We start from the raw sequence: 13,557 nt of genomic DNA, 5'->3' as shown, positions 1-13,557 counted from the left end.
TTAATCCTCCTATCCTTTTCCTGCCACTGTAGAGCCTCTGTATAACCCTTGTCTAATAAACATAACTATAAGTATAAAAATTAACTCCACTATACCCATGATTATTGCCACAGCAGAAGACATATGAAAATTAAATTTCTCAAAAGCCCATTGAAAAGCAGAAATAGATATTACTCTTGTAGGACCAGAGGGTTGTCCTAAAAGGACCGCAGAAGGAAAAACTGTAAAATTCATAACAAAATTTAAAGACATGGCCATAGTAATCCCTGGAAGCCACAAGGGAAACATTACCTTCCAAAATATCTGCCATCTATTTGCCCCTAATACACTTGCAGCTTTTTCTAAATTAGGGTCTATACCAGAAATATAACCAAGTAGCATGAGAAAAACGAAAGGAAAACCTTGAATAATAAGAGCTATTAAAACTCCCAAATAATTATGAGTTAATTTTAAAGGTTTATCAGTTATTTTTAAAAATATTAAAAGCCTATTCAACCAGCCATTAGGCCCCATGTAAGTAAGCATACCCTCAGCAATAAAGACACTCCCCAGAGTTATAGGAAGAATCAATAACATAGTAATAAATTTTTCACCCTTTATACCATGTCTCATGTAATATGCAAGAGGGATGGCAATTAATATACTTAATAAGGTAGCAGGTATAGCGATTTTTAATGTAATCCAAATAGTATTAGCATCCCAAGGATCACTAAAAAAACGTATAAAGTTGTTTAAGGTGAAATTACCTCTTTCATCAGTTAGGCTAAGATTTAAGCCGTATAAAAAGGGATAAACAAATAAAAAAGTTAAATACACAAAGGCAGGAAGTAGAAATAATATTATAGTAAGAGTGTTACGTCTTCCCATATTTAGTCCTCCTCTGAGAAGATTAGAATTCTCTCAGGAGGTATCCATATTTTTACACTATCTCCAGGTTCTAAACTTATATTCGATTCCTTAGATACCTCTATATTTATCCCATCAGAAGTTACTCCCCAGAATTGTTTATGATGTCCCAAATATTCTATAACTTCAATCTTTATTTCTATATTATTCTCCAAACCTTCTCCTATTTCTATATCTTCAGGTCTTACTGAAATATATGCTCTTTTATTATTCTCAAAAATATTTCTTATATGACTCTTATATTTATCCTGAAGAGTAGCCTTTAAATTTACACTTCCAAATTTAATATAAGCCACATTGTCACCTTCAAGCTTTAATATCTTTACCTCCCATATATTCCTAAATCCTAAAAAGTTTGCCACAAATAAATTAGAAGGATAAGAATAAATCTCTTCAGGAGTACCTATTTGTTGAATTTTACCTTTATTAAGTACTACAATTCTATCAGATAAAGCTAAAGCTTCTTGCTGATCATGAGTAACATATATGGTAGTTATTTTTAACCTTTCATGAAGAGCCTTGAGCTCATATCTCATCTCAATTCTTAAAAGAGCATCTAAATTAGAAAGAGGCTCATCAAGAAGCATCACTCTTGGCTCCATAACAATACATCTTGCAAGTGCAACTCTCTGTTGCTCTCCCCCCGAAAGTTGCCTAGGATATTTATTAACATGCTCTTCTAAATGAACCATCCTAAGGGCACTTATAACTTTCTCTTTAATTACCTCCTTAGGTAGCTTTCTCAATCTTAGACCAAAAGCCACATTATCAAAGACACTTAAATGAGGAAACAAGGCATAATTTTGAAAAACCATTCCAAAATTTCTTTTCTCAGGAGGCACAAAATTTTTACCATCATCGAGACATTCGTCGTCAATGTATATACTTCCCCCATCTATAGGAATTAAGCCTGCTATACAATTTAAAACTGTAGATTTACCAGAGCCAGAAGGGCCTAATAAAGTTACAAATTCTCCATTTTTTATGGTCAAATTAAAATTGTCGACAACTTTTTTATTCCCATAATATTTATTTAATCCTGTAATCCTAAGCTCCTTAAATTCTCTCATCTTTTGCCCCCTATATTCCTAAGATTTCTATATACCCCCCTCCTTACTCAGTATACTCTTTTATTACTTAACTTTTGCCCCTATCATTCTATCCCACATATCAAAAGCTTCTACAAGTTCTTTTGCTCCAAGCTGTGTGGTAGATGGAAATTCCTTTATTGCTTTTTCATATTCAGGCCTCATTGCTGCTTTTATCTTATCTTGAGTTTCCTTTGGAGCACTGCTTAATGGTACACCCTTAATGGCAGGTCCAGGATAGAAATAACCATCATCATAGGTTAAAGCTTGCATTTCTGCTCTTAAAAGCCACGCCATAAGCTGTAAAGTAGCTTTCTTTCTTGCCTCATCAAGTCCCTTAGGCATACACATAAAGTGGGCATCTGTCACCCAAGTCGTATTCTTTAAGAAAAAGCCTTTAAAATTAGAAGGTATTACCCCTAAAATTCTCTGGTTCATGTCCCAACCAAGATGGCTTGCTATAATCCATCTTGTACCTTCTGCTAACTCTCTGAAGGTTATTGCTGTTCCTGTAGGATAATAATCTATATATTTATCAAGCTCTTTTAGATATGCCCATGTCTTATCCCAGGTTTTAGGATCCTTGGGATTCTTATCTCCAAGAATATAAGGTAAACCTTGTAAGAAAGCCCTTCCAGGTCCAGAATTGGCAGGTCTTGCATACATAAACTTTCCTGGATTCTGTTTTGCCCACTCCAGGAGCTCCTCAGCTGTTTGTGGAACCTTTTTAACCTTTTCAGGGTTATAGGTAAACATTGGACCACCAGGACAATATGTAACTACTATTCCATACCCCTTAAAAAGATCAAATGCAGCTTTTGCTCCTGGTAAATACCTACTTTCTAAATTGGGAAAATATTGTTTATAAGTAGGATAAATATTCTCCCAAAGATCCATTTCAAGACCAGAAGCCATAGCATCATATCCTGTAAGTACCATCGTAGTTGTAATATTCCCTGCCATTTGCTGTGCTTTTATCTTAGCTGGAAGTTCTGGAGCCGTAGCCTTTAAATACTCTATATCTTCAATTAAATCAGGATTTGCCTTTTTAAAAGCCTCAATAGCTGGTTTTGTTAATTGCAAATTACCTGCTACATCTATAATACTAAGTCTTACCTTTTTTGTCTGAGCTCCTAAATTGGCGATCATTAAAAAGAAAAGAATAACTGTAAGGACCCCAAAAAGAATACTTTTCTTTTTCATAGTACACCTCCCCAATTAATTTGTGTTAGTATACCACATTAACGAATTTTTAAAAATATACACTAAGAATTAATTTAAAGATGATAAAGAAAAAAATAAATAAAAGGAATAGACAGGATTTAAAAGAGTTTTTAAAAAATATTTTAAAGTAATAATTTTTACACAACAAGAAATTATTTTTTTACTTAAAGACAAAAGTAAGAAGATTAAAAGGGGAGAGAGTGTATCTCTCCCCTTCCATTTAAGAATGAGGAACTATCGTAAATTCATCCTAGAAGTAAGTATATTGATACAATCATTTACTGCTCCTTTTATTACAGAACTTCCTGATACAAAATCTCCAAAGAACCACATTCCGTTTCTTACAGCACCAGTTTGATCAAATAATACCTCATTCCCTGCTTGATCATATATCCTCAAAGCCACTATTGCTTCGCCCTGAACGGTAGTAAATGGTACAAGAGGCCAGGCAGGGAAAATAAGAATCAGCCAGTTAAAACTCCTCTTGCTATTTGCACTTACAATTACAAGATCAATTAAATAATTCGCTTCATCTTTTTTCTCAGTAATTACAAATCCCTTTCCCATCAACTTGTTAATTAGTTGTGACTTTGCAGGCTCAATTAATCCCCCATCTGGACTATTAACTTTGTTAATGTAAACCTTAGTCCCTGTTTGGGCAAAACCAGTAGTAAAGAGGAAAAGTGAAATTAAAAGGATACTGAGAAGAAGATTCACATACTTTTTCATAAACTCTCACCTCCAAATTTTAGTTTCACCCCCTATAATAAAACCTCACAAGGTCAAAATCAGTCCTTAAAAATTTTTAATTAAAAACTTTGGAATAAAAAAGAGAATCAGGTTTTAATTTACAAAACTCGAGATTTCTTGTGAACAATATAAAATCCTATAAATAGTCCACCCAGAATTAATTCTAAAATTAGAAGGATAGCCTCTTTATAAGATAAGGGGGTTCTTAAGAGTAAATATGGTGTAAATTGAAAAAGAAACAAGATTATTAGCTGTATACCCGTTACTAATAAAAATTTTAAATAAGATTTTACGCGCTCTCTTTTCCTATAAAAACTTTCAAAATAAATAATAAAACCTAAAGCAAAAAAAGAGAGAATAATAAATAAAAACTTATCTATCACGTTTATCAGATAAAAGTCTCGTACTAAAACAGAGAAAATTTTTAAATAAAAGCCTCTTGAATATAAAAGTAAGTATATGGTTATTACTGAGGAAATTAACCAAAATAAGTAATTAACCATACATTATATTCATTAAATACTTCCCTGTCTCAGTCTTAAAATACTTTTCTTTTATATACTCGACAGTACTTTTATCTATATTATCTTCAAAGATATTTACAAGAAAATCTGCTTCCACAAGAATTTGAAAATCTATATTATCAATCTTCTCATAGGAATGATGATTTCCTATGAGAAATAGCACTCTTTCTAATATCCTATTGTCTAAGGGATATTTCTCAAGAATTTTAATCGCTTCTTTAGGCCCTTCAAGTTCTTGTAAATTTCCTGCTGTAGAACCATATCTTTCCTCACAAACCTTTATACCAATGTCATGAAGTATTGCAGAAATTTCAAGTATTAGCTGAGTCTCTTCATTTAAGGCTTCTCTTTTCCCTATAATTCTCGCAAAAACCCAAACTTTAGTAGCGTGATTTATCCTTTTTACATCTTTTCCAAAATAATTCACTAAGTCATAATATATATCTTCGATTACCATTCCCTTTCCTCCCAAATAAAAAAGGTGCCACAGGCTCAACGGACCCTACTCAGCTTCTCCCTTGCACCCTCCCGAGACCTCTCATCCCAGGGTTTTACCAGATTTCACAGAGGTACCGGGCTTTTCCAATACCCCTGTTACCTTCTGGCCTCCAAGTACTTAGTAAGGATTTTACTCCTTACCTTTCCTTGGCCCCTGAGACTTACTCAGTCCCAGTCAGGCACATCAGGGAGCCTTTCGGACCCCTTGATGCCTGTGGCAATTATAATTTTAACATAGTTTTAAAATTTGTCAAGGGGTCCGAAAAAAATTTTTCTAAACTATCTTCTTAGGTAAATATGTACTACGCTTCCAAGAGGTACTTTCACAGCTTCCATTACAGCCTCTGGTAGTGTAGGATGGGTATGAACAGTATCTGCTACATCATCCAAAGTTAAATTATTTTGTATGGCAAGGGCAAGTTCAGCAATCATAACTGATGCCTCCGGACCTATAATCTGTGCACCTATTATTACCTTATCCTCTTTCTTAGCAACTACCTTTACAAAACCATCAGTAGCATTCATTGATACAGCCTTACCATTAGCAGAGAATGGGAACTCTCCCGTTACTACTTCTATACCTTGCTCTTTTGCTTCTTCTTCAGTAAGACCACAAGCAGCAATCTCTGGAGATGAGAATATAGCCCATGGAACTACTCTATAATCCATCTTTTTATTCTCACCTGCAATGATTTCCGCTACCACTTCTCCTTCCTTCATAGCTTTATGAGCAAGTAATAGCCCTCCTATCACATCTCCTATAGCATATACATTCTTAACATTTGTTCTGAGATACTCATCTACTACTATTCTTCCTCTATCCACATTTACACCTATATTTTCAAGCCCTATATTGTCGGAGTTCAATTTTCTTCCTATAGAGACTAAAACCTTTTCACTTTCTAAAACTTCTCCAGTAGACAAGGTAGAGTACACTTTTCCATCCTTTACTTCTACACTTTCTATCTTTGCTCCCACTTTTACCTCAATGCCTTTTTTATTCAATATTCTTTGAAGATAACTTGCTACCTTCTTATCCTTTAAAGTTGGCACAACTTGAGGCATCATTTCAACAATAGTAACCTTTGTCCCAAAGGTGCTATAAAAAGTTGCAAACTCAATACCAATGGCTCCCGCTCCTATAATTACTATGTCTTTGGGAATTTCTCTTAAATTCAAAGCATCATCAGAGGTTAATACATTCTTTCCATCGATCTTAAATGTGGGAATCATAGCTGGCTCAGAACCTGTAGCGATAACAATATTATCCCCTTGAACTATCTCTTTCCCTTCTGGGGTTTCAACCTCTATTGTTTCATTATCAATAATTCTTCCTCTTCCCTTCTTTATTACTACTTTTCTTGACTTCAATAAATACTCTACTCCTGATACTAACTTTTTCACTACATTTTCTTTCCAAGAATAGATACCATTTACGTCAAAAGAATAAGCATCAACATTTATTCCAAAAGTTTTTGCATCCTTTACTGTGTGAAATACCTCTGCACTCTTTAAAAGAGCTTTTGTAGGAATACATCCTCGATTTAAACAAGTACCACCAAGCTCCCTTGCCTCAATTATACATACTTTCTTCCCTAAATCTGCTGCTCTTATAGCCCCTACGTAACCTCCAGATCCTGCTCCCAAAAATATCACGTCAAACCTTTCCATTTTTACTGATCCTCCTACGAAATTATTTTTTCATTCTTTTCTATTAATTCTACCCATCCTTCATAATCTACACAAGAAAAAAGACTCAAACTTTCCGAATATCCTCTTGCTTCTAAATCTTCTTTTAAAACAAAAACCGAAACTCCATTCTTAACTAAGTTTTTAGTATTCTCATCTATGGCATGTAAAACCCCATCCTGAACAAAGAGAATAGTGTCTCCCTCCATAGCAAGATCTATCATTCTTCTACTAATATCTTCTGTTGGACTTTTCTTTACAATTATTAATGCCATCTTCATTCACCTCTTTTAGAAAAATATTACTCTGTCAAAGGAATGAATAAACTCAGAAAGCTCATTATTTGATATAATTTTTGCTTTCCACGTTGGCTCAATATCCTCTTCTTTTATTTTTCTCTTTTCTAAATCCTCTTTTACCACATAAATTGGTGTCCCGTATCTTTCAAGATATTTAAAGGACATGCTTAGAGAGAGACAACCTAAATTTTCAGGATGGGTATTCTTATTTACTGCTACCACAGCATCTCCCATAAAAAGAATGGAAGGCTCAAGATCTTCTCCATACATACCAAAAGCGCTTCTTAACGCCTCATTTACCCATATTGATCCAGCAGGGCTCTGATAAACTACAAAGAGCACTTTTTTCATTAAATTTTCCTCCCTTACGGCATTAAGTTCATATATCTATCTGCGTTAAATATCAAAGATGCCATTTCAGGTACCCCAGAAAATTTGGGGCCCTCCACTGTATTTTCAGAGTTGATTCCCCTGTACTCTGCACAAAGTCCACAAATGTGTACTTCAACTCCCTTTTCACACAGTTCCTTCATCTTTAAAGGAATGTTTCTATCAACTCTTAAAGGTTTTACTTTAGAATTTACAGAAAGCACAGAATCAGCAAATAGAAAGATAGAAACCTTATGCCCTCTCTTTAGTGCTGCCTCTGCAAGGTGTATAGCCGTATCTAAATCTTCATAAGTATATGGTGGAACATTTACTTGAATAGCAATATGCATTCTTTTTCCCTCCTACTTTCTTGCATATAAATACCAAAACATGAACCAGTTGCCAAGCACAAAGAAAATAGTAGCAAGAATAGAACTTAAAGCAAGGTGAGGAAGACCAGATAATATATGGCCTATATTACAACCCGCAGCAACACCTGCACCAAACCCCATCAATATTCCTCCAAGAATAACTTGCAAATATGTCTTAGGATCCTTTGGAACTCTTAATTTGAATTCCTTAGATATAAGAGCAGATACAAAGGCTCCTATTATTATCCCAAGGACTTCCATTCCAATCCAATTATATGCTACTCCTGAAACTGTACCTCTTAATAGATTTACCCATCCACCAGTAATTCCAAGAGCATAACTCTTTTGAGATAGATATCCAAGAATACCTACAATACCAAGAGCAACTCCACCTGTAAGCCAATTTAACCCTGAAACTTGTCTCTCAGTAGTCTTTGTACCCCAAATATAAATAGCAAGAAGCACTGCAAAAACAATAGCTACAATCCATGGATTTATGCCTAAAACATTTGCAATAGTTGGGCTAACTTTACCCTCTACTGCATTATATATACCAGGATCTTGCATAGTTACAGTAATTGGAGACCCAAACCATGAATTAACAAAGTTTAAAACTCCACCTCTTACTGCCGAAGCAGTAATTCCATAAAAAAGTCCAGCCAAAATAGCTGTGATGTAACCTTCGCCAATTCTGTAAGTTACACCACTAGCACATCCACCTGCAAGAACCATGCCCATTCCAAACAAAAATCCACCTATAATTTGGGCTAATGGAATAAAAGGAAGAGGATTAAGTTTTATCCATCCTAAAGATGCTACAAGATGAAAACCAAGGGTTTCTATAAGTATTGCCACAGCTGCCATCTTTACAAGGTAATTATCCTTATTGAATTTAATATCTCTTATAGCAGAGTTAAAACACATTCTTGATCTTTGTAAAACTACTCCAAAAAGAATACCAACTAGCAAGCCTTGCCAGATCATCAATAAATCCCTCCCTTTTCATTTATAATTTTTTAATTAAAATTCTCCACTCACTTGGTCCAATCTCTTCAATAGCTAAAACTTCTCCTCCTACTTCTTTAACTCCTTGAGGAATCCTTTCCTTTGAAAGGGGATAATCAATAAGCACTTCAAGAACCTCTCCAGACTGCATTGTCTTTAACTTTCTTTTGGTCTCCACATCGGGAACTGGGCACACCTCTCCTCTCACATCAAGAGTGTAGTTGGGCTTTACATCCATGAGAATCACCTCCAAATTGTTAAAAATTTAACGATATATATTATAGAGTATGCATATTTGTGAAGTCAATTTATTAATGAATTTAATGAATAGTATAAAACATAGTATTAGATTATAAAAGGTTATGATGATTCCCTTTGCAGCCCTTATGGTTCCACTATTTAAACTAATGACTTCCTTTAATCTGATTGATTCTCACTGGGGAGTAATCCTTCCCATGCTCTCCTCAGTATTTCTCATCTTCTTCTTCAGACAGAACTTCAAAATGTATCCTAAAGAAATCATTATGGCAGCAAGAGTCGATGGAGCAAACGAACTAAAAATATTTTTCTCTATTGTTTTTCCATCCATGAGATCAGCCTATGCTGCTGGGGCTATTTGGTCTTTCATGAATAGCTGGAACTCTTATCTATGGCCTTTAGTAATATTACAAAGCGAAAATAAAAAGACTATGACTCTACTTATATCCACATTAGCCTCTGGTTATACCCCAGATTTTGGTGTAATAATGACTGCAGTAGTTATAGCAACACTACCTATGATTATAGTATTCTTCACTTTACAAAATTACTTCATACAAAGTATATTAGGGTCAATGAAGCAATAAAAATCTTTACATTAACCTACAATTTGGTCTATTATCATTAAAAAAACAAGGAGGTAGCTCTATGATAAATCCCAAATTACCGTATATTTGGTACGGTGGAGATTACAATCCTGAACAGTGGGACAAAGAAGTATGGAAAGAAGATATTAGACTATTTAAACTCGCAAAGATAAATATTGCCACAGTAAATGTCTTTTCCTGGTCACTTTTACAACCCTCAGAAGATGTCTATGATTTTTCCATGTTAGACGAAATTATAGATAATCTATGGAAAAATGGTATATACATATGTCTTGCTACTTCTACAGCCTCTCAGCCTCATTGGATGTCGGTAAAATATCCTGAAATTCTCCCTGTAGATATCAATGGACATAAAAGAGAACATGGAGGAAGAGTAAATTTCTGCCCTAATAGCAAAATATACAGGTACTTTGCAGGAAAGCTCGTAGAAAAACTTGCAGAAAGATACGCCAATCATCCAGGAGTACTTGTATGGCATATTGCCAATGAATATGGAACATATTGTTTCTGTGAAAATTGTGTAAAAGAGTTTAGAGATTGGCTAAAAAAGAAATATGGAACTTTAGAGGAATTGAACAAAAGATGGTACACTACATTCTGGAGCCAGACCTTCTACGATTGGAATGAAATTAATGCCCCTACCCTAAGAAGTGTCATGTTTCATCATTGGTGGACAGGGAAATTATCTACTGTAGCACAGGGAATGGTCCTTGATTACTATCGCTTTATGTCAGAAAGTATTTTAGAATGCTATCTAAACGAATACAACATTATTAAGAAATATAATCCTGACATACCTGTAACTACAAATCTCATGGGAGCTTTTAAACCCCTAAATTACTTTGAATGGGCAAAGCATATGGATGTGGTCTCTTGGGATAGTTACCCCTATCTTACCGATGATTACGTAAATATAGCCTTCAGGCACTCCCTTATGAGAGGGCTAAAACAAGGAGAGCCCTTTATGCTTATGGAGCAAACCCCAAGTCAAACCAATTGGCAGCCTTATTGTTATATCAAAAGGCCAAAAGTTATGAGACTTCAAAGTTATCAAGCTGTAGCTCATGGAGCAGATACTGTGATGTTCTTCCAACTTAGGCAATCTAAAGGTGGACCTGAAAAATTCCATGGTGCAGTAATATCCCATGCAGGACATGAAAATACAAGGGTATTTAAAGAGGTGAAAGAGTTAGGAGAAGAATTACATAAATTAGGTGATACGCTTCTTGGAAGTAGAGTAAAATCACAAACAGCAGTGATATTTGATTGGGAAAATTGGTGGGCTCTTGAGAACTCTCAAGGTCCAAGTACTGCTATAAATTACGTAGAAGGAGTAGAAAAATACTTTAGAGCATTATTTGAAAATACCTTAGGAGTAGATGTTATAGGAATTGAGGATAATTTTGAAAAATATAAATTGATTATTGCGCCTCTCTTATACATGGTAAAGGAAGAATGGGCCGAAAAGATAAAAGATTATGTAAGAAAAGGTGGAATTTTTGTAACCACAACTCTAAGTGGACTTGTAGATGAGAATGATTTAGTTTATCTTGGCGGATATCCAAAACCCTTAAGAGATCTTCTGGGAATTTGGGTAGAAGAATTCGATGCTCTTCCCCCTGAAATGAAAAACGAGATCATTATACAAGATGAATATAGGAAAGAATTTACAAAGGAAAAATACGAATGCAACTTAGTATTTGATGTAATTCATTTAGAGGATAGCACTGCAAAGGCAATTGGGGTTTACAGTAAAGATTATTATAAGGAACAACCTTGTATAACAGTGAATAAATATGGAAATGGTTATGCCTACTATATCGGTACCTTTCCATCTAATGAGTTCTTAAAAGAGTTTGTAAGGTATCTATCAAAAATACATCAAATAGAGCCAATTTTAAAAGATGTACCTTATGGAATAGAGATTACCCAAAGGATAAAAAATGGAAAAACCTTCACCTTTGTATTAAACCACTCGGAAGAGACAAAAACCATAAATATAGGCCCAAAAAAGAAAGATCTACTTTCTGGAAGAGAGTTAGAAGGATTAATTGATTTACATCCAAAAGAGGTTTTAATATTGGAGGAATAAATTATGCCTAATACATTCTTAATAAATACTACCAATAGTCCTCATTCAAAGTTGCTTCCTGTAGCCGTATCGGAAGTAAGAATAACCAAGGGACTTCTTGCAGAAAGAATGAGAACAATAAAAGAAGTAACCATTCCGACTCAATATGAACTCTTAGAACAAACCCAGAGACTTTTCAATTTTAGAAGAGCAGCAGGAAAAGCACAAGGAGATTATTTTGGATTCTTTTTTAACGATACTGATGTTTACAAATGGGTTGAGGCAGCATCCTATTCCTTAATGTGGGAATGGGATGATCAATTAGATAAACTGTTAGATCAAGTGATTGAGGAAATTAAATCTGCACAAGACGAAGATGGATACCTTGATACTTATTTTACTTTTGAAAAGAAGAAAGAAAGATGGACAAATTTAAAAGACATGCATGAGCTATACTGTGCAGGACATCTTATTCAAGCAGGTATAGCTCATCATAGAGCAACGGGAAAGACCAATTTGCTTGAGGTAGCAATCAAATTTGCAGATCACATTAATTCGGTCTTTGGTCCAGGAAAAAAAGAAGGCACTTGTGGACATCCTGAAATTGAGATGGCTCTTGTAGAACTATTTCGAGAGACAAGAGATTACAAATATTTAGGGTTAGCAAGATTTTTTATAGACGAAAGAGGAAAAGGCCTTGTGGGAGGGGATTTGTATCATATAGATCATAAACCCTTTAGAGATTTAGACGAGATAGTAGGACATGCTGTGAGGTCTCTTTATTTAAATTGTGGAGCAACGGATCTTTATTTAGAAATAGGAGATAGAAGTATATTAGAGGCCTTAGAAAGACTATGGCATAGCTTTACAGAGAGAAAGATGTATATTACAGGTGGAGCTGGAGCAAGATATGAGGGAGAAGCCTTTGGAGAGGATTATGAACTTCCTAACGAGACAGCTTATGCAGAAACCTGTGCAGCTATTGCAAGCTTCATGTGGAATTACCGAATGCTTTTTGCAATGCCTGAGGGAAGGTTTGCAGACATTATGGAACAAACCCTTTATAATGGTCTTCTTTCTGGAATATCCTTAGATGGCATGCACTACTTTTATGTAAATCCTCTTTCTGACAATGGAAAACACAGAAGACAAAAATGGTTTGCTTGTGCTTGCTGTCCTCCAAACATTGCAAGACTTATTGCAAGCCTCCCTGGATATGTATATACAAAATCCTATGATGGTATATGGATGCATTTATATACCGAAAATAGCGCTAAGATAGAGTGGAATAACAATGTGATAGAATTAGACGTAAAAACAAATTACCCATGGGATGGAGACATTAACATAACAGTAAATAGTAATGCCAAATTTTCCCTATTTTTAAGAATTCCAGGATGGGTAAAAGAATATTCCATATTGGTAAACAATCACGAAGAAAAACCTGAAATAATAAATAGATATGCCAAACTTGAAAGAAACTGGGAGAAAGGCGATAGAGTAAAACTAAGCTTAAACATGAAACCAGAAGTTATAATCTCTAATCCAAAGGTAAAAGATAATGTAGGAAGAGTAGCAATAAAAAGAGGCCCTATCGTATACTGCATAGAACAAGCAGATAACAATTTTCCTATTTTTGACTTAGAGATTGATACAGAAAAAGAACTAAAATCAATATACTCAGAAAATTTAAAGGGCTTAGTAGTAATAAAAGGAAAAGGTTATATTCCTGAAAAAGATATTTGGGAGAAAAATTTATATCTACCAATAGAAGATTTAAGACTAAAAAGAAATGAGGTCGAATTTACAGCCATACCATATTATGCATGGGCCAATAGAGAACAGGGACCAATGCAAGTTTGGATAAGAAAGGCTTAACTTAAGGGGGAGGAAATAA

General features: G+C 34.7%; 13 protein-coding genes and 1 pseudogene. 3 read left to right on the top strand and 11 right to left on the bottom strand.

Annotated features, from left to right (window positions below; all coding sequences use genetic code 11):
* Positions 1–9 precede the first annotated feature (9 nt).
* From DICTH_RS01830 to DICTH_RS01775, 11 genes are all read right to left on the bottom strand, one after another.
* Complete coding sequence (locus DICTH_RS01830; protein ID WP_012547469.1) at positions 10–867, bottom strand: ABC transporter permease; 858 nt, start codon at positions 865–867, stop codon at positions 10–12.
* 2 nt (positions 868–869) lie between these two features.
* The gene (locus tag DICTH_RS01825; protein ID WP_012546931.1) at positions 870–1,976 is read right to left on the bottom strand and encodes an ABC transporter ATP-binding protein; all 1,107 of its coding nucleotides are present in this window, start codon (positions 1,974–1,976) and stop codon (positions 870–872) included.
* A gap of 63 nt (positions 1,977–2,039) precedes the next feature.
* On the bottom strand, positions 2,040–3,197 hold the full coding sequence (locus DICTH_RS01820) for an ABC transporter substrate-binding protein (protein WP_012547993.1): 1,158 nt from the start codon (positions 3,195–3,197) through the stop codon (positions 2,040–2,042).
* Positions 3,198–3,452: 255 nt separating this feature from the next.
* Positions 3,453–3,947, bottom strand: coding sequence for a hypothetical protein (locus DICTH_RS01815; RefSeq protein ID WP_012548623.1), 495 nt, complete (start codon positions 3,945–3,947; stop codon positions 3,453–3,455).
* Between the two features lie 516 nt (positions 3,948–4,463).
* Positions 4,464–4,949: an HD domain-containing protein gene (locus DICTH_RS01805; protein ID WP_012548425.1), complete on the bottom strand. Its 486-nt coding sequence runs from the start codon at positions 4,947–4,949 to the stop codon at positions 4,464–4,466.
* Between the two features lie 320 nt (positions 4,950–5,269).
* A complete protein-coding gene (gene lpdA / locus DICTH_RS01800) occupies positions 5,270–6,661 on the bottom strand; it encodes a dihydrolipoyl dehydrogenase (RefSeq protein WP_012547801.1) in 1,392 nt (463 codons plus the stop codon).
* A 14-nt stretch (positions 6,662–6,675) separates the two neighbouring features.
* Entirely contained in the window at positions 6,676–6,954 is a 279-nt protein-coding gene (gene tusB / locus DICTH_RS01795; protein WP_012548555.1) for a sulfurtransferase complex subunit TusB, read from the bottom strand.
* Between the two features lie 15 nt (positions 6,955–6,969).
* Positions 6,970–7,329, bottom strand: a complete 360-nt coding sequence (locus DICTH_RS01790; protein WP_012547688.1) for a DsrE family protein — start codon at positions 7,327–7,329, stop codon at positions 6,970–6,972.
* Positions 7,330–7,343: 14 nt separating this feature from the next.
* Positions 7,344–7,697 carry a DsrE/DsrF/TusD sulfur relay family protein gene (locus tag DICTH_RS01785; protein ID WP_012547402.1) on the bottom strand — a complete coding sequence of 118 codons (354 nt, stop codon included), beginning with the start codon at positions 7,695–7,697 and terminating at the stop codon, positions 7,344–7,346.
* Between the two features lie 12 nt (positions 7,698–7,709).
* Positions 7,710–8,702: a YeeE/YedE family protein gene (locus DICTH_RS01780; RefSeq protein WP_012548696.1), complete on the bottom strand. Its 993-nt coding sequence runs from the start codon at positions 8,700–8,702 to the stop codon at positions 7,710–7,712.
* A gap of 22 nt (positions 8,703–8,724) precedes the next feature.
* Positions 8,725–8,961 carry a sulfurtransferase TusA family protein gene (locus DICTH_RS01775; RefSeq protein WP_012547714.1) on the bottom strand — a complete coding sequence of 79 codons (237 nt, stop codon included), beginning with the start codon at positions 8,959–8,961 and terminating at the stop codon, positions 8,725–8,727.
* A gap of 124 nt (positions 8,962–9,085) precedes the next feature.
* Between DICTH_RS01775 and DICTH_RS01770 the strand changes: the two are divergent.
* The 3 genes and pseudogenes from DICTH_RS01770 to DICTH_RS01760 form a co-directional block, all read left to right on the top strand.
* Positions 9,086–9,568 (top strand): annotated as a pseudogene (locus DICTH_RS01770) (carbohydrate ABC transporter permease); the annotation flags it as partial.
* 61 nt (positions 9,569–9,629) lie between these two features.
* Positions 9,630–11,681: a beta-galactosidase gene (locus tag DICTH_RS01765; protein ID WP_012547067.1), complete on the top strand. Its 2,052-nt coding sequence runs from the start codon at positions 9,630–9,632 to the stop codon at positions 11,679–11,681.
* A 3-nt stretch (positions 11,682–11,684) separates the two neighbouring features.
* Positions 11,685–13,538, top strand: coding sequence for a glycoside hydrolase family 127 protein (locus tag DICTH_RS01760; protein ID WP_012548258.1), 1,854 nt, complete (start codon positions 11,685–11,687; stop codon positions 13,536–13,538).
* Positions 13,539–13,557 lie beyond the last annotated feature (19 nt).

It is taken from the genome of Dictyoglomus thermophilum H-6-12 (assembly GCF_000020965.1).
GTDB classification, from domain to species: Bacteria; Dictyoglomota; Dictyoglomia; order Dictyoglomales; family Dictyoglomaceae; genus Dictyoglomus; species Dictyoglomus thermophilum.
This window is presented reverse-complemented; position numbering and strand designations above follow the sequence as displayed.

Bases quoted from the DNA above. Each gene is read 5' to 3' on its own strand.
- DICTH_RS01825 (WP_012546931.1), bottom strand. From the start codon at position 1,976: ATGAGAGAATTTAAGGAGCTTAGGATTACAGGATTAAATAAATATTAT.
- DICTH_RS01760 (WP_012548258.1), top strand. From the start codon at position 11,685: ATGCCTAATACATTCTTAATAAATACTACCAATAGTCCTCATTCAAAG.
- tusB (WP_012548555.1), bottom strand. From the start codon at position 6,954: ATGGCATTAATAATTGTAAAGAAAAGTCCAACAGAAGATATTAGTAGA.
- DICTH_RS01790 (WP_012547688.1), bottom strand. From the start codon at position 7,329: ATGAAAAAAGTGCTCTTTGTAGTTTATCAGAGCCCTGCTGGATCAATA.
- DICTH_RS01765 (WP_012547067.1), top strand. From the start codon at position 9,630: ATGATAAATCCCAAATTACCGTATATTTGGTACGGTGGAGATTACAAT.
- DICTH_RS01830 (WP_012547469.1), bottom strand. From the start codon at position 867: ATGGGAAGACGTAACACTCTTACTATAATATTATTTCTACTTCCTGCC.
- DICTH_RS01805 (WP_012548425.1), bottom strand. From the start codon at position 4,949: ATGGTAATCGAAGATATATATTATGACTTAGTGAATTATTTTGGAAAA.
- DICTH_RS01820 (WP_012547993.1), bottom strand. From the start codon at position 3,197: ATGAAAAAGAAAAGTATTCTTTTTGGGGTCCTTACAGTTATTCTTTTC.
- DICTH_RS01780 (WP_012548696.1), bottom strand. From the start codon at position 8,702: ATGATCTGGCAAGGCTTGCTAGTTGGTATTCTTTTTGGAGTAGTTTTA.
- DICTH_RS01785 (WP_012547402.1), bottom strand. From the start codon at position 7,697: ATGCATATTGCTATTCAAGTAAATGTTCCACCATATACTTATGAAGAT.
- lpdA (WP_012547801.1), bottom strand. From the start codon at position 6,661: ATGGAAAGGTTTGACGTGATATTTTTGGGAGCAGGATCTGGAGGTTAC.
- DICTH_RS01815 (WP_012548623.1), bottom strand. From the start codon at position 3,947: ATGAAAAAGTATGTGAATCTTCTTCTCAGTATCCTTTTAATTTCACTT.
- DICTH_RS01775 (WP_012547714.1), bottom strand. From the start codon at position 8,961: ATGGATGTAAAGCCCAACTACACTCTTGATGTGAGAGGAGAGGTGTGC.